Below are 19036 nucleotides of genomic sequence, written 5' to 3' on the forward strand. Positions count from 1 at the left end.
TTGAGTAAATTCGTGAAATGGAGTGAGCCCTGTTGACAAACATTCGTATCGTAACGGACAGCACGGCCGACATACCTTTGGCACTCAGACAAGAACTTAACATCGAGATGGTGCCTCTCAAGATTCATTTTGGAGATGAAGAATATTTAGATACGGTGACGCTGCAGTCTGAGGAATTTTATCCGAAGCTGACCTCGTCACCGCACTTTCCCCGAACGTCGCAGCCGTCTCCTGCGGAGTTTCTGGACTTGTATCAGGGACTGCTGGGAGAGCCCGATACGGAGGTTATCTCGATTCACTTGGCATCCGTGCTGAGCGGAACATACCAGTCAGCGCTGCTGGCTTCCACGATGCTGGAGGACTCGTCAGGCAAGGTTCATGTGTTCGATTCCTGCTCGGCTTCCTATGGGATTGGCGCTCTTGCTGTAGCTGCTGCCCGAGCAGCTAAGGCGGGGCAAAGTGTTGATGAGATTTTGGAACTTGTACGAACGATGAGAGAGAACTTTTACATATACTTCCTCGTAGATACGCTAGAATTTCTGCAAAAAGGTGGAAGAATCGGCAAAGCATCCGCTCTTTTCGGTTCTTTGCTAAACATAAAGCCCATCCTTTCGCTGGATCGAACGGGCGAAGTTGCTGCGATTGATAAGGTTCGCGGTCACAAAAAAGCGGTTGCGCGAATCTTAGAGCTGTTGGCGGCGGATGTACCCGGTAAGACAATCCGCAGTTTACATATTGCTCATGCAAACAATTTGGAAGGTGCAGAACAGCTGCGCGCGGCCATCATGCAGCAATTTGTTGTGGAGCATGTGGACTACATTACATTGGGGCCTGTTATTGGCGCACACGCTGGACCAGGCACCATCGCAGCGTTCGTGAGTACGGTGTAAGAGATGGATTTGAATCAATTCGAAGTACGCGAAGTCCATGGAGTGGGCGCTCAGAAGGCACTTGAGCTCAACTCCATGGGCATTTTTACGGTTATGGATTTACTGGAATATGTGCCGTTCCGGTATGAGGATTACACGGTGCGTGATTTAGCTAGTGTGAAGGACGGCGACCGCGTCACGGTGAAGGGGTATATCATCGGAGAGCCGGTGCTGCAGCGCTACAGCGGCAAGTCCCGACTATCCTGCAAGGTGATGGTCGATGAGTTCCTGCTGACGGCGGTATGGTTCAACCGCCACTTCTTGAAGGACCGCTTGCGGCCGCAGCAGGAGATTATACTCACCGGCAAATGGGATGGCAAGCGCAGGCAAATGAGCGTGTCCGATTCGGAGTTTCCCGGACAAGGCGATTCCAATACCGGCACCATACAGCCGGTCTATTCGGTTGTAGGCTCTGTTACGCAGAAGTGGATGCGTAAGGTTATACAACAGGCGCTGACGCAGTACAGCGCGATGATCAGTGAAGTGCTGCCGGCTGGCATTACCGGCAGGTATGGGTTTATGCCGCGCAGCAAGGCGCTGGCGGTCATCCACACGCCAAGCGGTGTGGAGGAGGGCGCGCAGGCGCGCAGGCGTATGGTCTATGAGGAGCTGTTCCTATTCCAGCTCAAGCTCCAGGCTTACCGCGCCGTGACGCGCAGCCGCGCGGACGGGCTGAAACAGCAGGTGGATTTGCCTGCTGTCCGCGCCTTCGTGCGCGCGCTCCCCTTCCAGCTGACGGAGTCGCAGAAGAAGGTCGTAGGCGAGATTCTGCACGACATGCAGGAGCCATACGCCATGAACCGACTGCTGCAAGGCGATGTCGGTGCGGGGAAGACGATCGTCGCGGCCATAGGCCTCTACGCGACGGTGAAGGCCGGCTACCAAGGCGCGCTGATGGTGCCGACGGAGATTCTGGCTGAGCAGCATATGCGCTCGCTGAGCGGCTTGTTCGAGCCCTACGGGCTGCAGGTTGCGCTGCTGACAGGCAGCTCAACCGACCGGCAGCGGCGGGATCTGCTGGCCTCCTTGCAGATGGGCATGATCGACGTGCTGGTTGGCACGCATGCCCTCATCCAAGAAGATGTCTACTTCCGCCAGCTGGGTCTGGTCGTGACGGACGAGCAGCACCGCTTCGGAGTCAACCAGCGCAGCATTCTGCGGCGAAAGGGCATGAACCCCGACGTGCTGACGATGACGGCGACGCCGATTCCGCGCACGCTGGCGATTACGGCCTTCGGCGACATGGACGTTTCGACGCTGCGTGAGCTGCCGAAGGGGAGGAAGCCGATCAAGACGTACGCGGTTCAGCACGCGATGCTGGAGCGTGTGCTCGGCTTCATCCAGCGCGAAGTCGCCGCAGGGCGGCAGGCCTATATCATTTGTCCGCTTATCGAAGAGTCGGACAAGCTGGACGTGCAGAATGCCATCGACGTCCACATTCAACTGCAGCAGCATTTTCCGCACATGCGGATCGGCCTGCTGCACGGGCGAATGAGCGCGCAGGAGAAGGAAGCGATCATGCGCGCTTTCAAGGAAGGCACCGTGGAGGCGCTTGTATCGACCACGGTGATCGAGGTCGGCGTGGACGTGCCGAACGCCACGCTGATGGTGATCTACGACGCCGACCGCTTCGGCCTGTCGCAGCTGCATCAGCTGCGCGGGCGGGTTGGCCGCGGCGAGCACCAGTCCTTCTGCGTGCTCATCGCCGACCCGAAGACCGAGGTCGGCAAGGAGCGCATGAAGGCGATGACCGAAACGACCGACGGCTTCGAGATTGCCCGGCGCGATCTAGAGCTGCGCGGGCCGGGGGACTTCTTCGGCACGAAGCAGAGCGGGCTGCCGGAGTTCCGGATCGCCGACATGATGGCGGACTTTGAAGTCATGGAGCAGGCACGCGATGATGCGGCTGAGCTTGTCGGTGACTCGTCCTTCTGGACGGGCGCCTCCTTCATGCCGCTGAGGGCCTACTTGCAGCGCTCTCATATTTTTGACAGTGAAGTGCTGGATTAACCAGCTGTATAACAAAACAAAACGCTAGGATGGACTGATGAACAATCAGTCGCTAATCCTAGCGTTTTTTGCTATTTTTATTCTTTGCCTCGCACATTCATCCGATATTCCGTAGGCGGAAAGCCGGTATCTTTGCGGAAGCTTTTCGCGAAATGGTTCGTATCCTCATAACCAGTTTGCTCGGCAATTTCTTTCATACTGAGCGACGTGGTCGTAAGCAGAAATTTGGCCTTGTCGATGCGCTTGCGCTGCATGTATTTGGCTGGCGGCATGCCAAAGTGCTTTTTAAAATATTTGATCAAGTAATTGGGGTGCAGGTGAACGGACTTGGCCATCTGTTCCACCGTGATGCTCTTATGAAGATTCTGCTCAATGAATTGCCGTAATTGGCCGAGCCGGTCCATTTCATCCGTACGCTTTTGCAGCACCTGTACAGGAACCGCTTCCAAATAGCTGGATATGATTTGCAGCAGGATCGCCTTTTCCCGCAAACGTGAAGTTAGCGACGGTTCATGATGCAAGGCGGCAAGCTCCTGAAACCATGCCGTCATCTGCTCGACGCTCTGAATTTGGATGAACAAAGGTATGTCCAGCCATTGAAAGAGATCAAAAGAACCGATATGTGCTGTGAAATGGCACCAATATTTTAAATAAGGACGATCGCTGATCGTGGAGTAAGAATGGAGCACGTGGGCAGGAAGCAGACATAGCTGACCAGGCATAGGATTAAGCTCTTGATGGTCAACCTTAACCCAGCCTTCGCCTTCCAGAATCCAATACAGCTTATTATGCTCTGGTGTAAAATTAAGCTCCTTCCACGAGGTGGCGCACTGCGTAAGATGGGCTTCCAAAATGTGAATCTGTAGGTTCTGCAAAAGGTCCGATAGGAATGTAATTTGCTGCGTATTCATCATCATGTTCACCTGAGAATGTTAATTATATCCTGATTGAGGTTAGTTTCGTACCTGTCTATTATAGCACAGGCTTGGTAGACTAAAGCTGTGAAGTTTTAAGAGGTTGTTAAACACGCATATAATTCGAAAGGTGTGTAGCTGATGACAAGCAATCATCCGATTATTCAAGAACGAACGGAGCGTACGCAGTGGTTTCTGCAGGATCGTTTCGGTATGTTTATTCACTGGGGACTTTACGCCATTCCAGCTAGAGGAGAATGGGTGCGCAGCGTCGAGCGTATTTCGGTAGAGGACTATCAAACGTATTATGATGAATTCGATCCTGTCCGTTATGATCCTAAGGCGTGGGCGCGTGCAGCGAAGCAAGCGGGTATGAAATATGCGGTATTGACAGCAAAGCATCATGACGGGTTTTGTTTATTTGATAGCGCTCTCACTGATTATAAGTCAACGAATACACGGGCCGGGCGAGATTTGGTTCGCGAATTTATTGAAGCGTTTCGGGCGGAAGGCTTAAAGGTGGGGCTCTATTATTCGCTAATCGATTGGCATCATGAGGATTATCCGGCCTATGGGGATCGCATTCATCCAATGCGGGATAATGAGAGCTACGCAAGAAATCCGGAGACGTTCGATCGGTACCTTCAGTATATGCATGGACAAGTAAGAGAACTGCTGACGAACTATGGCAAGTTGGATGTGATGTGGTTTGACTTCTCTTATGATCACATGAAGGGGGAGACGTGGAAAGCAACCGAGCTGATGGCGATGATTCGATCTCTGCAGCCGCATATCATCGTAGACAACCGATTGGACGCAAGCGGTGAAGAAGGCGGAACTATTTTCACTAAAAATCCGCTCAGCTATTCGGGCGACTTTGCTTCACCGGAACAGATCATTCCACCGCAAGGCGTGACGGATGACGAAGGCAATTCGCTTCCATGGGAAGCTTGTATCACGCTGAATAATAACTGGGGGTACGCAGCCCAAGATTTCCAATATAAATCTTCAACTACCCTTATCCGGAAACTGATAGAGTGCGTCAGCAAAAATGGGAATCTGCTCTTGAACGTGGGTCCGAATGCGCTCGGCGAGATTCCGAAAGAGTCGCTGGACATTTTGGCAGAGATCGGCGATTGGGTTCAGAAAAATGGGGAAAGCATTTACGGCTGTGGGCAAGCCTACTTACCGAAACCGGAGTGGGGCAGGTATACGCAAAAGGGCAATCTGCTGTATGCCCACTTGTTTGAGGAAAGCATAGGCCCCATTAACTTGAACGGGTTGGCTGGTAAGGTTAAGAAAGCCAGGCTGCTGTCTAACGGTTCCGAGCTTTTCCTAAGCCGTCCTTGGAATGCCGCCCAGTATCCGGACGATGCGTTCATTAGTTTCGCTAAACCCGAGCACTCCAGCTATCCGCTGCCGGATCAAAGAGCTACGGTTGTGGAGTTGGAGTTACTCTAAACAAGGAAATAAATTAACATTTGACCGTGCCCGCATTCGATTTTAAGATGATAGTAGGAAGCTTACTATTCTTTTGGAAACGAAGGTGTATGGAATTTGACTTATTTCCTCTGTTATTTACTGCTGATGAATATCGTTACGTTCATAGAAATGGGACATGACAAGGGACAAGCCAAAAAAGGTGGGCGTAGAGTGCCTGAAAAACGTCTTTTTATACTGGCTGCTCTCGGTGGCGGGATTGGCGGGTGGCTCGGTATGCGGGTTTGGCGCCATAAGACGAAACATACCTCATTCGTCATTGGCATGCCGCTGCTTGTTGCGTTAAATAGTATATGCGTCATTCTGATAGCGATTTATATGTAGCATAGCTATATAGACAAACAGTCACCGGCAGCGGCGGCTGTTTTCTTTTTTTATACAAAGCCCTGAGTCAAGTTTGCGCGTTTTCATTCATAAGATAGGAGCATGACAGGTATCGGAGGTGCGAACATTGAGTTACCAGCACTATGGCATCGATCCTGCGCTCGTGGAGCGCGTAAAGTTCAAGATGAAAAATCCGGAAATCAAGGAACGCATGAAGATGCTGCTGCAGGGCGTTACGAAGGCTGATTTGCAAAATTATACAAAGGTTACACGCCTAATAGGGCTTGCTGCCGGCATTCTCGGCGAGAAGCTGAGCGGGAGCCAAACGAACCAAATTCTCGAGTTTATCCTAGCCCAAAAGATTGATCCCAACAATGCCTTTCACTTGATTAAACTATGGTCCATGTTTCGATAGACTAAACAAAATGAGCCGCTTACAGGGCTAAAGATGCCCCGTTAAGTAGCTTTTTTTGTTTCCAAAAAAATTCACTTGCATAACGAATACCTGTTCGGTATATAATAAGTAACACGAATATATGTTCGCATATGGTGGTGGAAATATGAAAGTTAGTTCAAGTTCAAGAATTGAGACAGAAGAGGATGTTCAAATTATTAAGGAATACACACTGCTGCCCATTTTGCTCGATATGCTGGCAAGGGACATGGAGGAGCTCAAGGTTTATAAGGATAAAATCGTGTACAATCATATTCTTTTTTATCTCAGAGAGGTTGAAATGGCTATTTATCCGGAATTACAAAGTATTAAGAGCCAGATGAAGAAACGAGATATTAAAGTTATCCATACCGAAATGAATGCCTTAGGTATTAACGTAGAGTACAAAGTCCGAGGCTACATTCATCATTTCACGATGCTTCGCAGCTTGGTCAAGGCTGAGCTTATGACCACGCTCATGAATATGCGGGGGGGATTGCGGTGAGCAAACATCGCCACAGCGGGGAACGTCGCATATTCACTAAGCGACATATACGTGTTGATTACGTAAAAGAGGACATGATTAAAGCATTTTGTTTTACCGCGAAAGCGCCTCGTGTTTTTCGGATCGATCGGATCATGGCTATACAGGAAGTGAAACGCTATGCCTGAAAGGACAATTTTTCTGGTGGATGGCCAATCATTCTACGCTTCAATCGAAAAGGCCGCTCATCCTGAGCTAAAAGATAAACCGGTAGCCGTAGGCGATCCTTCACGAAGATCAGGCATCATTCTCGCGGCTTGCCCAGTCGCCAAGTCTCACGGAGTGACAACGGCTGAAAGGGTAGGTGAGGCGCTTGCTAAATGCCCGAATTTGAACATCATTCGGCCGCGGATGCAAACCTACATTGCCATATCCATATTCATTACTGAGATCTTTGAGTCTTTTACTGATCAGGTTGAGCCGTACAGCATAGATGTTCTGTTATGATAATGTCAATGATAGATTAATAGTTTACAAAGTTACTTAAATATTAGTCTATAATGGGTTCATATATGGTAGACGATGTAACATCGATGTATACGATTGCCTATTATTCAAGTTAGGAGGATTATTTTGTCTAACGAAAACGAAATTCGAGTGGAAATTGCTAAATTTGGAAATGAAATGAGGTATCTAATCACTGAAAAAGGAATTCCGATGCAAGATCCTTGCCTTTGGTTGGATGTAGTAAGTATCAATAGTTACCTAACTGGTGAGCGTTATGCATACGCGTTACTCCGGTATCTCCGTTTCTTAAAAAAGAATAATTTAGATTATCTTGAAGTGGTAAGTAAAAAAGTTATTGAGGAGTACATTAAAGATCTCCTGGGGTTAGGCCAAAAAATAATAAATATTGAAACTAAAATGACGTTTACAGCTCTAAATACTTACATTACGGTTATTAAGTCTTTCTATAACTGGTTAGAAGATGAACAGAAAGCAACCATGAATCCTGTTTTGTATAGCAGCAGAAGAACAAGACAAGCACCTTTTGTTAATACAAAACTCCTATATGGACAGGTGTGGAACTTCACAATTAGGGAGAATGTTTTAAGTCACATCACGTACCGAAAAAAAAGAAATCATTTGAAGTGGTATACCGAAAAAGAAATACAAAATATTAGAAAGGAACTACCTTCTTTACGTGATGAAGTTATTTTCATGATTAGTGTAGAAACTGGTATGCGAGTTGGTGAAATACTTGGATTAAAGAAAACACACTTTAATTCATTTGAACCTTCTTTGGAAGTAGTACGTGAAGAAAACATTGAAAATGGTGCTAGGGCAAAAACTAAGGAACGACTACTAATTATAGACTATACACTGGGAAGACTCATTCAAGATTATATGGCCACAGAACGATATGCAACAGATGTTTATGGAACTGATTATTTATTTATTAACTCTATAGGTATTCATAAAGGTAAGCCTCTTAAGCCGCGTAATTTCTTGCGAGTTCTTAAGGATGCCGGAGAACGTTCGGGTTTACAAAGAGAAGAAATAAGAACCCATAGTGGAAGAAGTACTCGTGCCCAGCAATTAGTTGAATTAATGAGGCAACATCCGGAAACTGGTATAACCCCTACTTTCATTGAGGAAGAAATGGGATGGAAAAGTGAAAGGACACTCAAGGTCTATGTTAAGGGATATACAATGCGGCAAAAAAGAAAGATACTTGCGCGGGTCAAAGCGGTAAAAATAACAAAAGTTAAGGACTAAGGATAGGAAACTAATGGCTACTACTAACAAAAAAATTATGCGTGAGCTGTCTTTGGCATCCTTTTTTTCTGACATTGAGGATATTCTGAATAATCAAGATGCTGAATTATTAAGAAATTTTTTATCTGAATCCACAATAAAATTTTCAAAAACTTACCCCATTTTCGAGCAAAAATATCCGCATTTGTTCGAAAGGATATTTCAAGTATGTAGTGTTATGTTTTTGAATGATGGTACCCTCCTTTCATTCCCATCGATTTTAAGTTACTTAAGTGGATCAAAAAGTTACACGAGTTCATACCGTCCGTATCGTGCTTTTATGATGCGTACAATGGAATGCGTTAATCCCATTATAATAACCACCTTAGGGACAGCTTTTAACGATTTTGATATTGATTCAGTAAAAAAGATTTTCATTTCACTTGGTGCATCTAAATTTATTGAACTCGTTTCTCATGAGTTGCGTTCAAGCTTTAATAATTATATTAATGCCTGTTGTAAGCAAATATTTGATGCTAATCAAGAGGTTTCTTGGAGAAAGATCTCGCGTACAGCCATTGTGGGGTATCAGTTGGATATTAAATACAGTAATGTACTTATAAATCTGTGCAATGGGGTAATTGAGCATTGGCGTTCCAGGCAGGAAGAATCAAATAACATGACCCAAATGGTGGTAGGCTCTTCAATGTGGAATCTTCCCTACAAAGAGATTCAACAAACACGGACTGTGACTTTAGATTTTTCCGATATCCCGGAATATTTTCGAGTTGAAATCCAAGAGTATCTAGTTAGTTGGGTTGAAAAAGGAGAAAATCCATTACAACTTGTTAGACGATTCCATCATTTAAAGCCTATTGTTGCAACTATTCGAGTAACTACACCTGAAATTGTAAATTTTCTTGATCTAAGTTATGTCGAAGTAAGGGGCATGTTTGAACACCTACAACAGCAAAGAAAAGATAATGGCAGCAAAAAGTATGCTCTTAAATCAATTCAAGGCCATATTTCAGAAGCAAGGTTATTGTTTGATTGGATACGTTCCAAAAACAATGATACACTTAAAAACCCCTTTCGTAGATTTAAGTTTCACAACATTAACAGCTTCGTAAAAAATGCTGAATACATTCCTGAGGAGCTAATAGAGCATATATCAATTGCTATTCAGGACTGCTCACTTCAAGTGCAGCGTATTTGGTTGATTATGATGAATTCAGGTTTAAGAGTCTCAGATGTCTTGAATTTGGATGAAAACTGCTTGTTTTATAATAAAGATGAGGGTGCCTGGTACCTAAAAGGTATCACTAAAAAGACATTTAATTCTCGTAGAAAGATAGGTCTCGAAGACTATCATTCTGTTCCAATAAGTGAAGAGATTGTTAAAACAATAAATGAACAAAATCTTGAAACCCAACATCTTCGTGAAATAGGTAAAACCAAGTACATTTTTATAAAATTGGCAAAACGGAAAATGTTAGATCTCGAAATAGTTGTGACCAGACATACAAGTGCAAACATTTCAAATGCTATTAATAATGCCTTAAGGCGTCACCAAGTTAAGGATAATGACGGAAATCTTTGGGTTTATGGAAATCACCAGTGTCGTAAAACGTTAGCAGTAAACTTACTCACCGCAGGGAGCACTACTAGCGAAGTTGGTGAAATACTTGGACACTCAGAAGAAAAAACAACACGTCAATATTATCAAGACGTTGATGCGCTAAAGATAGCACAATTAGATCATCAACTTTTTGAGATGTTATTTGAAACAATCGATATTGAAATAAAACAAGCGTACAACCCAATAGAATTCGAGAGTCTGAAGAAAGAAATTTTAACTGGAGCAAGACAAACGCCTGAGGGTCATGGTAGCTGCCTTAAACATGTTTCCTTCGGACCTTGCAAAAAAAAATCTTGTGTGGGATGTTCACTTTTATTAACTGGACCACAAAAGTTACCCATGTGGAAAAAATTACGAGATGAACAAATTAATTATATTGGGTCTATGGCGAATACGATGATCGCTCAAGGGATTGCAGATTTTGAATCATTTAGAGATTTTCAATCTGAAAACCATTTATTATCCTTGTATGAAGATACCATTAGTAAAATAGAGAAATTCATATTGGAAAGGAATCTATAAATGCAATCTAAATTGTCCCCAAAAGGATCTAATAAAGATTTTTCTTCAAGATTGAAGTATCTACTTATTAATAAAATTGATCAACTGGGGGACTTTAATTTTTCAGATGACTCGTGGTATTACATTAAAAACCATAAAAATGCACTTCCAAAAGGGTGCTACACTATTACTTTTTATCAAGCTCCAGACTCATACAAGGAATGGGTAAAGTACTATGCATTGTACTGTACAGCTACTCCAATAACAATTAAGAAAAAATGCTATAAAATATCGTTATTTTTAAAGTTCTTAGAAGAAAAATATAATTCTAAGGATCTTTCCAAAGTAACTCGAAAAATAGTTAATGCTTTTGAGTTTGAGTTACGACTTTCAGATGCATCAGAAACTACGAAGCAGTTTACTTATGCATCATTACAAGAATTTTTCATCATGCTATCTGATTTTCCCGAGATGCCAAATGTTATCCCAACTAAGCACCAAAACCCTTTTAAGCAGTCAAATAATCAATCTGATCGCAGATTACCAGCGAAAGTTTTACGTACCCTTGATAAAATTATGAAAGATGATTCAGTTAATATCCCTTTAGAACTCAGAACAGTATACTGGTTAATTCGTTCTTTTCCTAATAGGATTACTGAAGTACTTTCACTCAAACGTGATTGCTTGAAATCATTTTATAGTGAGTATGTTATTCAAATGCCTACATTTAAGTCAACTGGGAATTATGGTAGAGAAGAAACGAAACCAATACCAGTTGTTTACAGCGGTCATGGAAAATATGTAATAGACTTAATTCGTAAATTACAGGAACAAACTGAAGGATACTTAAAGTTGTATCCCAAATACGATCATATAAATAAAGATCGTCTTTTTACTGTGCGAGTATGGAGTTTTTTTGACGATGGAGGTTGTCTTGGTGTTAAATACTACGATATGGGTAGAACAGCTTATCGATATCCCATTCGTAATTTGACTAGTGAGCATATCAATGATTATTTTGCTGATCTTGCTATTAAAATAAATATTCGTAATGAAAATAATTCTTTGATTCAACCCACGACCCACCAATTTCGCCACCATGCTGTCTCAGATCGTTTATATACTGTGGGCTATACTATTGAACAGGTTCGTAAATTAACGGGGCATAAGAATGAAGCAATGACTAAAAAATATACCCATCAGATGATTGAGAAGCATAAAGAGATACATCTAGGACTCGCTGAGCTTCGACACCCAAATGAAAGTGCCTTTGAATTTAAAGGGAAAATTATTAATCTAGATGAAAGAACCGTAGCACATCTTTCTAAAGATCAACGGCGTTATTTAACCTGGGAAGCTAATGGGAAAAAGGGTGTTGGAATATGTAGTGATATTTCTGGGTGCAACCCTAAAGGTACTTCTGTACATTTTGAATGCTATGCTTGTGACTGGTTTGTTCCAAAGCTCGAGTATTATGAAGATTACAAATCTGAACATGCTTATTGGATGAATGTTATTGACCGTACAGCCAACAAGCCTCAACGTTCCGCGCATTTTGAGAATGCAGTACGCAATGTGAGTTATTTAGAGCGCATAATTGATGTATGTAAAAATGGTCTTGAGCAATATACAGAGGGTTTAATTGATAACATCTCTAGTAAGATTCCGAATTTAATTCCTTGGGAGTGAATAGTTTTGTTAAATGTAGGGCTGCAACAAGTACAACAGTTAAAACGGGATGATAGCGTGGAAAAGGTGAAATGGGCTGTGAATTTTCTTCATGATACAGAGGGATCTTCTTGTCGCATTACAGCACTAAAAATATCTGATATTTCTGGATTAAGTCGTGCAGCACTATATAAGAAACATTTGAGACCACTATGGGATAAAACATATAAAACTGATCTTTTGGAGGTTCAAAGGAAACACAGTGCAGATATTCAACAGCGCGAAACCAGAAAACTTGAAGAAAAAATAATATCTTTAGAATTACAGCTAAAAAAAAGCCAACATCAAGTTGATCAATTGATCCGTGAACTCGAAAATGAAAAAGCGCGTAGTAAGGTGTATAGATTAGATTTCGAGAAGATTAAAGAGCATCATCAAGCGGTTTTGCATCATAATTTACGAATATTACGGAAACTCCATGTTCGTGGCATCGACATTAGTGAGTTTGAAGATGTCGAAGTACAAGTGTTCGTGGAAAGCAAAGTATTAGACTGACTAGGTTTTACGCGGGGAAATCGGTTGCTTTCCCAAAATAAGTTTTAGATATATGATTTAAAAAAATGCCAGTCAAAACACGAAAATAAAGTGTTAGACTGGTGTTTGTTTACTTCACTATCGTTCGCCGTTAGCGGAAAGTGTGATCATTCTCCTGAGTACTTGTTTGCCGTAATTGGGTAATGGTATATCTCAATATCCTCATCAATAAATCCTCTTCTTTGTGCTGCTAACAGTGTTTCATACATATTCTTTCGACCTACAGGATTATCTGTATGTAAGTAAATTTTCCTGGCCCTTAAACCATTCTCACAAAAGTATTTAACGAAATCGTAACCATTACGTGATTCATTTCCATTCTCATCTTCGCCTAAGTCATGGTCAAGTGATAATAGTTCTATTGTATACATCCGAAAAGATTGTATTGCTTCTTCGAATGTTCTTGCCACAATAAATCCCTCGGGGCAGTCCCTTAAATCATCTAGATAAAGATTGATTTTAATTTTAATTGTAATCACCTCTCGATTAGTGCTATATCTGGTCGCGTTTGAACAAACGTTCCCAGTTAATAACTTGTTAATGCATTTGATCAAATGTGTGAGTCATAAATAATATCATCAAAGCGACTAGATATATCCAGATATTTATTACTCCAGCCACTATTGATTGAAATGTCTTGTAGGGGGCCTGTTGGAGCAAAAAAAAGCTTCAATTCAGATAGTACAGAATTATCACGCTCAGTAAGTCTTATGATATAAATATCCACTGCTGACAAGACTTCTTCTGTTGTATTATAGCTTGACCAAGTAACGTCAGTATAAGGGGAATCAATAAGATTCCGTACTTCCCGGAGAATCTCAACAAACAGGATTTGACTTTCCAAAGTTTATATTCACCTCATCGCTTGACTATTGTTCGCCTTTAGGGTAGAACTCAATTCATAGTGCCTCTATGTAATTGACTGTTTCTTTAGCCAAAATATCTAATTACTCAAGCAATTCACCCTTGGTTGGTTGTAAAGCAATTCGCAATAAATCTTCCACAAGTAGAACAGAAATATCTCTCGGTAATTCTCTTATCAAGGCATGCATTATGCTAAATTGCCATTGAGGATCTCCACTCCGTAACACAGACCTGATATACGGCACTATAGCATTACCATATTCGGCCAAAACTTTAGACAGAGCCGGAGTAACAGGCTAATTAATATCTTGCAGCCATTCCATAAGCTGTGGCAATATCAACTTTACTTGATCAATATTTAGTCCGCGTAAACTCTCGACGTTAAACTTATCTTTTGGAATAGCTTTATATATTGATCCCACGAACAATCTCCCGTACTTCAAACCGAGTAGTTGAATTCCAGTCTTAACTAGTCTCCAACCTGTCATTAAAATTCTTCTAATTGCTCCGTTAGAAGGCATAGCTAAGAGATTCGTAACTAACTATTCTAGTCCTTTAATTGAGAAAGTTACTGAGGGAACGTCTACTGCTTTCTAGGATGAATCCAACTCTTGTCCTTCTTGAAGGAAGGTGATACTTTAATTAAGACGTAATATACACCCAACAAGGAGTTGTTCATATGAGTCCCGAACTAATATACAATCAGTTTAGTGAGTTAGATCCTGCATCAAAGCTATTTTTCACTCTGTTTTTTGGTCTAGTAATTTTTTTGTATAAAACCTTTTTTAGTATGTTTTCGGAAGAGGATAAGCAATTTCAGCCACTAAAGTTTAAAACCGGAGAACTTTTAGGAAAACTTGAATCCGCAATAATAATATATGAAAATAGCCAAAAGGATCGCTCTGCCAAGGACAAATTAATAGAAAAATTTGGTGAGTGCTATGTATATTTCTCATGGGAACTCAAAAAAAAAAGTTAGGATGTTTTATGAAAACCAGTCTGATCAAACACTTTCGACCATAAAAAAATTTGTTATCTTAGAAGTAGATTCTTTTCCGACTTTTGGCGAACAAATTATGCTTTTAGATCGGATTTTTGCACTAATGGGTAAGCTTTTTAAACCTATATTACCACTGGTATCTCTAATTGTATTGCTTTTTGGAATAGGGTCTAATTATTTAGCATTCAGTCAAGCAGAAGATTATTGGAGTAAGTTAGAAGTGATGACGAGGTATGCTTGTATTACCATTTCTATACTTTTTCTTCTCACAATATTAAATATATTTTTTGAGAATAAATGGAAACGTGGAGTAGGAATTCTGTCGTGGTTATTTATCGTGGGTATTATTTTTTGCCCTTGTATTTTTTATATTATTAGTAATAAATTTATAGCATACTCATTCATATTACAAGTTGTGTTCTTTGTTGCTTTATTTAGGATTAAAAATAATCCAAGCAGTAACCGTTAATACGTAAATAGAAATTAATCTTCGCTTGAAGAAGGGGTGCCTTAGTGTTTATATCAGAAAATCAACTTGATGAGTGGGTACGTGGAAACACTAGAGAAGCTCAAGGTAAAATAGTTGAACTAGTCTGGCGACTGATAGCTGCATCTTCTCCTAGACCTATAGAGAGACGATTTCCTTTGGGTGATAGTATTGGGCAGCCTGGTCCCGATGGTGTTTTAAATACAGTAATTGGCTTCGATCCATTCGTACCCGAGGGAAAGTCATTCTGGGAGATTGGAACCGGCATTGATGCTGGATCAAAAGCAACAACTGATTATAGAGAACTCACTGAGGTAACGCCTCAAGCAGTTAGACAAGAATCCACATTTATTTTCATAACTCCATTATCCGGGAGAAGGGACTGGCAACATACTTGGAAGGAGGAGTCTCAAGCAAGGTGGTTATTAGACCGCCGTCAGCGTAACGAGTGGTCTGATGTACGTGTAATTGATGGATCAGGAATAATTGATTGGCTGAATCATTTTCCAGCCGTTGAACGATGGCTTGCGGAAACGATGGGCATCCCATTCCAAGATATATTAACCGCAGAGCAGCACTGGGCCGAGTTAATGTCTATAGGTGACCCACCACCTTTAAAACCAAATGTTTTTCTTGCAAACCGCGAGGAAGCCTTCATTAGGCTCAATGAGATATTTTCTGGGGCAACAATTCAGTTGAAAATTGACTCGCATTACCCTGACCAGGTTGTAGATTTTGTCTCAGCTTTTTTGGCAAACATGGATACAGACACCAAGGCTGATACAATTGGTCGTAGTCTTATTATATCGAGTGCTGAGGCTTGGAATGCCATAACGTCAATTCTAGAACCACACGTTCTTATTGCTAACTTTAATTTTGATGAGAATGATTCAATTGGGACGAAGCTCTTACAAAGAGCACGCAAAGGTGGACATGCAGTTATTTTCCCAGGGATGCCAGGAGGTGTACCCCACCCCAATCGGGTTACCCTTAACAACCCAAAAAGTTATCACATAAAGGAACAACTTGAAAAATCAGGATACAACGAAGAGCGAGCTCGGTTGCTTGCACAGAAAAGCGATGGTAATTTAAGCTCTTTGCTAAGATGTCTTCAAAATTTATCACTTATGCCAGAATGGGCGCAAGGTACAGATGCTGCTGAACTTGCAATTGCGGAATTATTAGGTGGTTGGACAGAAACCTCTGAAGCCGATAAGAAAGTAATCGAGAAATTATCGGGAAACCATTATGGGGATTGGATCGGTAAAATTCGTAACATTGCACATCGTCCGGCTAGTCCCCTGATTCAACGCGATGGGAAGTGGAAGGTCGTTATGCGTTATGAAGGATGGTATGCGCTTGGATCTAGAATGTATGAGGAACATCTTATCCGGCTGAAAGAGGCTGCTGTTGATGTACTTAGTGAACGAGACCCGCAGTTTGATTTGCCATCAGATCAGCGATATACTGCGAGTATTCACGGCAATGTTTTAACACATTCAAAATTATTGCGAAATGGTTTGGCGGAAACTTTAGCTCTTCTCGGGAGTCATCCAAATGCTCTTACGTCCTGTTCAAGGGGAAAAGCTGAGACTATAGCCACACTTGCAGTAAGGGAATTACTTGATGGAGCAGACTGGGTTCTTTGGGCTAGCCTGAACCACCATCTTCCCTTGTTGGCTGAGGCTGCTCCCAACGAGTTCCTTAATCTTGTTGAGGACGCTATGAATCTAAAGGAATGTCCATTTGATCAACTCTTTGCACAAGAAGGTTCTGGTTTAATGGGATGGAACTACTTGACTGGACTTCTCTGGGCATTGGAGTCACTGGCATGGGATTCTAAGTATCTCACACGCGTGGTTGTAATTCTTGGCGAACTGGCTGAGAGGGACCCAGGTGGAACCTGGGCAAATCGCCCTTCAAATTCTCTTTCAACAATATTACTGCCTTGGCTGCCGCAGACTTGTGCTTCTCTACCCACGAGGAGGGTAGCAATCGAGACACTTTTGAAAGAAACTCCCGAAGTTGCTTGGAAATTACTACTAAAGCTTATTCCCAGTAAACATCAATCATCTTCAGGTTCCCATAAACCAGCATGGAGGGAGTTAATTTCTGATGATTGGTCTGGAGGCGTAACACATCAAGAGTATCGGGAACAAATAACTATGTACTCGGAGTTAGCTACTAGGGCAGCAGAACAAGATCTCTCAAAACTCTCTGAGCTCGTTGATCGACTTAATGATCTTCCTGTTCCTGCCCGCAATCACTTGCTTGCTTATTTACAATCTGAGAAGGTTCTATCGATGTCTGAAGCGGATCGCGTTAAATTATGGACTAAACTTATCGATTTGGTTTCAAAGCATAAAAAATTCTCTGAAGCCGAATGGGCAATGAAACCTGGCTTAGTCAATGAAATTGCATCTATTGCTGAAAACATTGCACCTTTGAAGCCATTTTACTTGTATCAAAGACTTTTTAGTGAGAATGAATTATATGAGGTAAGAGGAAATTACGAGGAGCAACGTAAAGAACTCGAAGATCGAAGGCAGAAAGCAGTACGAGAAGTTTTTATTTTTGGGGGACTAGAGTCGGTTCTAGACTTTGCACTATCTATAGAAACTCCATGGCGTGTCGGCTATATGCTTGGTTATATTTCTGTAAATGAGATAGAGACAGGGGCAGAGACAGAGATTTTACCTGCGATGCTAGAGTCAAAAAATAAGCATCTTGCACAATTCGCAGGTGGATTCGTTTGGGGCTCATTTCGCGAGAGGGGATGGCAATGGATCGACGGTATTGATACATCAATGTGGACATCATCGCAGAAAGGACAATTTTTGGCGTACTTGCCATTCACTCTCGAAACGTGGGAACGTGCCACGAAACTACTTGGTGAAGACGAACCTGCATATTGGGCGAAAGCCAATGTAAACCAGTATGAGGCTGAGGAGCATCTTGAACGAGCAATTGATCTTTTAGTAAAATACGGAAGACCAAATGCAGCCATTAGATGTATTGAACGACAGTTATATGAGAAGATGCCTTTGAATGCTTCACAAGCTGTACGTACACTTCAAGCGGTAGTTTCATCCTCAGAAGAGTCACATACAATGAATGTCCATGCAATCATCGAGGTTATCAAGGCCCTTCAAGATTCCAGGGAGACAGATCCTAATGATCTCTTTCAAATTGAGTGGGCATTTCTGCCTCTTCTCGATCGAAATAACGATGCCTCAGCGAAGCTATTGGAGCGGAAATTGGCCGAGCATCCTGAATTTTTTTGTGAGGTAATTCGCACTGTATTTCGATCTAAATTTGTAAAAGACACATTGAAAGAGGAGCTTACAGAACAACAGAAGGATATAGCGACAAATGCATACCGATTGCTACGTGAGTGGAACACCCCTCCAGGTAACCAGATAGATGGAGAGTTTGATGGTAATGCATTAAATTTATGGTTTGAACATGTTAAAGCGGCTTGTGAGGAATCTGGTCATTTGGAAATTGCTCTTTCAATGATAGGTAAAGTTTTAATCTATTCTCCACCTGATCCTGATGGCCTATGGTTACATCATTCAGTAGCAAAAATGTTGAATGCAAAAGATGTAAACGACATGAGAAATGGTTTTACTACCGAGTTGTTCAACTCAAGAGGCGCTTATTGGGGTTCAGCCGGCCGCGAGGAAAGAGAGCTGGCAAAAAAATATTTTGAAATGGCTACGGAAGTGGATGCTTGTGGATACCAAAGGCTTGCTAATGCTCTTAGACTCGTGGCTGAATCATATGAGCGTGAGGCCGAGAGAGAAGAATTAAGGGATCCATTTGACGAATAGCGCGAGATCACCACTGATGGCAAAAAACCTTTCCGATTAAAGGAAGGTTTTTTGCTATGAGTGATTTTCAGTGGACTGCCATGAATTGCATAGTTAAA

The 19036-nt window shown here is 42.4% G+C and carries 17 protein-coding genes and 2 pseudogenes; 15 read left to right on the top strand and 4 right to left on the bottom strand.

Annotated features, from left to right (window positions below):
* Window positions 1-32 precede the first annotated feature (32 nt).
* Both NYR53_RS15185 and recG read left to right on the top strand, forming a co-directional pair.
* The gene (locus NYR53_RS15185; RefSeq protein ID WP_261305923.1) at window positions 33-890 is read left to right on the top strand and encodes a DegV family protein; all 858 of its coding nucleotides are present in this window, start codon (window positions 33-35) and stop codon (window positions 888-890) included.
* Between the two features lie 3 nt (window positions 891-893).
* Window positions 894-2939 carry an ATP-dependent DNA helicase RecG gene (recG, locus tag NYR53_RS15190; RefSeq protein ID WP_261305924.1) on the top strand — a complete coding sequence of 682 codons (2046 nt, stop codon included), beginning with the start codon at window positions 894-896 and terminating at the stop codon, window positions 2937-2939.
* Window positions 2940-3016: 77 nt separating this feature from the next.
* On the opposite strand, the gene NYR53_RS15195 is transcribed toward recG, so the two are convergent.
* Window positions 3017-3856: a helix-turn-helix domain-containing protein gene (locus tag NYR53_RS15195; RefSeq protein WP_261305925.1), complete on the bottom strand. Its 840-nt coding sequence runs from the start codon at window positions 3854-3856 to the stop codon at window positions 3017-3019.
* A 138-nt stretch (window positions 3857-3994) separates the two neighbouring features.
* Between NYR53_RS15195 and NYR53_RS15200 the strand changes: the two genes are divergently transcribed.
* From NYR53_RS15200 to NYR53_RS15245, 10 genes and pseudogenes are all read left to right on the top strand, one after another.
* Window positions 3995-5314, top strand: a complete 1320-nt coding sequence (locus NYR53_RS15200) for an alpha-L-fucosidase (protein ID WP_261305926.1) — start codon at window positions 3995-3997, stop codon at window positions 5312-5314.
* Window positions 5315-5440: 126 nt separating this feature from the next.
* Window positions 5441-5677: a DUF1294 domain-containing protein gene (locus NYR53_RS15205; RefSeq protein ID WP_261305927.1), complete on the top strand. Its 237-nt coding sequence runs from the start codon at window positions 5441-5443 to the stop codon at window positions 5675-5677.
* Window positions 5678-5804: 127 nt separating this feature from the next.
* Window positions 5805-6092 carry a stage VI sporulation protein F gene (locus NYR53_RS15210; protein WP_047672692.1) on the top strand — a complete coding sequence of 96 codons (288 nt, stop codon included), beginning with the start codon at window positions 5805-5807 and terminating at the stop codon, window positions 6090-6092.
* A 145-nt stretch (window positions 6093-6237) separates the two neighbouring features.
* Window positions 6238-6615 carry a YhjD family protein gene (locus tag NYR53_RS15215; protein WP_060645159.1) on the top strand — a complete coding sequence of 126 codons (378 nt, stop codon included), beginning with the start codon at window positions 6238-6240 and terminating at the stop codon, window positions 6613-6615.
* Window positions 6612-6782: a hypothetical protein gene (locus NYR53_RS15220; RefSeq protein ID WP_261305928.1), complete on the top strand. Its 171-nt coding sequence runs from the start codon at window positions 6612-6614 to the stop codon at window positions 6780-6782. Before NYR53_RS15215 ends, NYR53_RS15220 begins: the two co-directional genes overlap by 4 nt.
* Window positions 6775-7089 (top strand): annotated as a pseudogene (locus NYR53_RS15225) (Y-family DNA polymerase); the annotation flags it as partial. The gene NYR53_RS15220 and the pseudogene NYR53_RS15225, both read left to right, overlap by 8 nt.
* 138 nt (window positions 7090-7227) lie before the next feature.
* The gene (locus NYR53_RS15230; RefSeq protein WP_261305929.1) at window positions 7228-8373 is read left to right on the top strand and encodes a tyrosine-type recombinase/integrase; all 1146 of its coding nucleotides are present in this window, start codon (window positions 7228-7230) and stop codon (window positions 8371-8373) included.
* Window positions 8374-8386: 13 nt separating this feature from the next.
* Window positions 8387-10513 carry a tyrosine-type recombinase/integrase gene (locus NYR53_RS15235; RefSeq protein ID WP_261305930.1) on the top strand — a complete coding sequence of 709 codons (2127 nt, stop codon included), beginning with the start codon at window positions 8387-8389 and terminating at the stop codon, window positions 10511-10513.
* Window positions 10514-12181, top strand: a complete 1668-nt coding sequence (locus NYR53_RS15240; protein ID WP_261305931.1) for a tyrosine-type recombinase/integrase — start codon at window positions 10514-10516, stop codon at window positions 12179-12181.
* A 6-nt stretch (window positions 12182-12187) separates the two neighbouring features.
* Window positions 12188-12715 (top strand): DUF6262 family protein, encoded by a 528-nt coding sequence (locus NYR53_RS15245; protein ID WP_261305932.1) that lies wholly within the window; start codon window positions 12188-12190, stop codon window positions 12713-12715.
* Window positions 12716-12861: 146 nt separating this feature from the next.
* On the opposite strand, the gene NYR53_RS15250 is transcribed toward NYR53_RS15245, so the two are convergent.
* From NYR53_RS15250 to NYR53_RS15260, 3 genes and pseudogenes are all read right to left on the bottom strand, one after another.
* On the bottom strand, window positions 12862-13224 hold the full coding sequence (locus NYR53_RS15250; RefSeq protein WP_261306381.1) for a cyclic-phosphate processing receiver domain-containing protein: 363 nt from the start codon (window positions 13222-13224) through the stop codon (window positions 12862-12864).
* Window positions 13225-13304: 80 nt separating this feature from the next.
* Window positions 13305-13598, bottom strand: coding sequence for a hypothetical protein (locus NYR53_RS15255; RefSeq protein ID WP_261305933.1), 294 nt, complete (start codon window positions 13596-13598; stop codon window positions 13305-13307).
* A 103-nt stretch (window positions 13599-13701) separates the two neighbouring features.
* Window positions 13702-13902: pseudogene (locus NYR53_RS15260) on the bottom strand (DUF5071 domain-containing protein); the annotation flags it as partial.
* 395 nt (window positions 13903-14297) lie between these two features.
* Here NYR53_RS15260 and NYR53_RS15265 point away from each other — a divergent pair.
* Genes NYR53_RS15265 through NYR53_RS15275 form a run of 3 tightly spaced genes read left to right on the top strand, consistent with a single transcriptional unit; the run spans window position 14298 to window position 18938 of the window.
* Complete coding sequence (locus NYR53_RS15265; RefSeq protein ID WP_261305934.1) at window positions 14298-14597, top strand: hypothetical protein; 300 nt, start codon at window positions 14298-14300, stop codon at window positions 14595-14597.
* A complete protein-coding gene (locus NYR53_RS15270; protein WP_261305935.1) occupies window positions 14560-15087 on the top strand; it encodes a hypothetical protein in 528 nt (175 codons plus the stop codon). Before NYR53_RS15265 ends, NYR53_RS15270 begins: the two co-directional genes overlap by 38 nt.
* A gap of 44 nt (window positions 15088-15131) precedes the next feature.
* Window positions 15132-18938, top strand: coding sequence for a hypothetical protein (locus NYR53_RS15275; protein WP_261305936.1), 3807 nt, complete (start codon window positions 15132-15134; stop codon window positions 18936-18938).
* The last annotated feature ends 98 nt before the right edge of the window (window positions 18939-19036 follow it).

The sequence above is a fragment of the Paenibacillus andongensis genome (assembly GCF_025369935.1).
Taxonomy (GTDB): domain Bacteria; phylum Bacillota; class Bacilli; order Paenibacillales; family NBRC-103111; genus Paenibacillus_E; species Paenibacillus_E andongensis.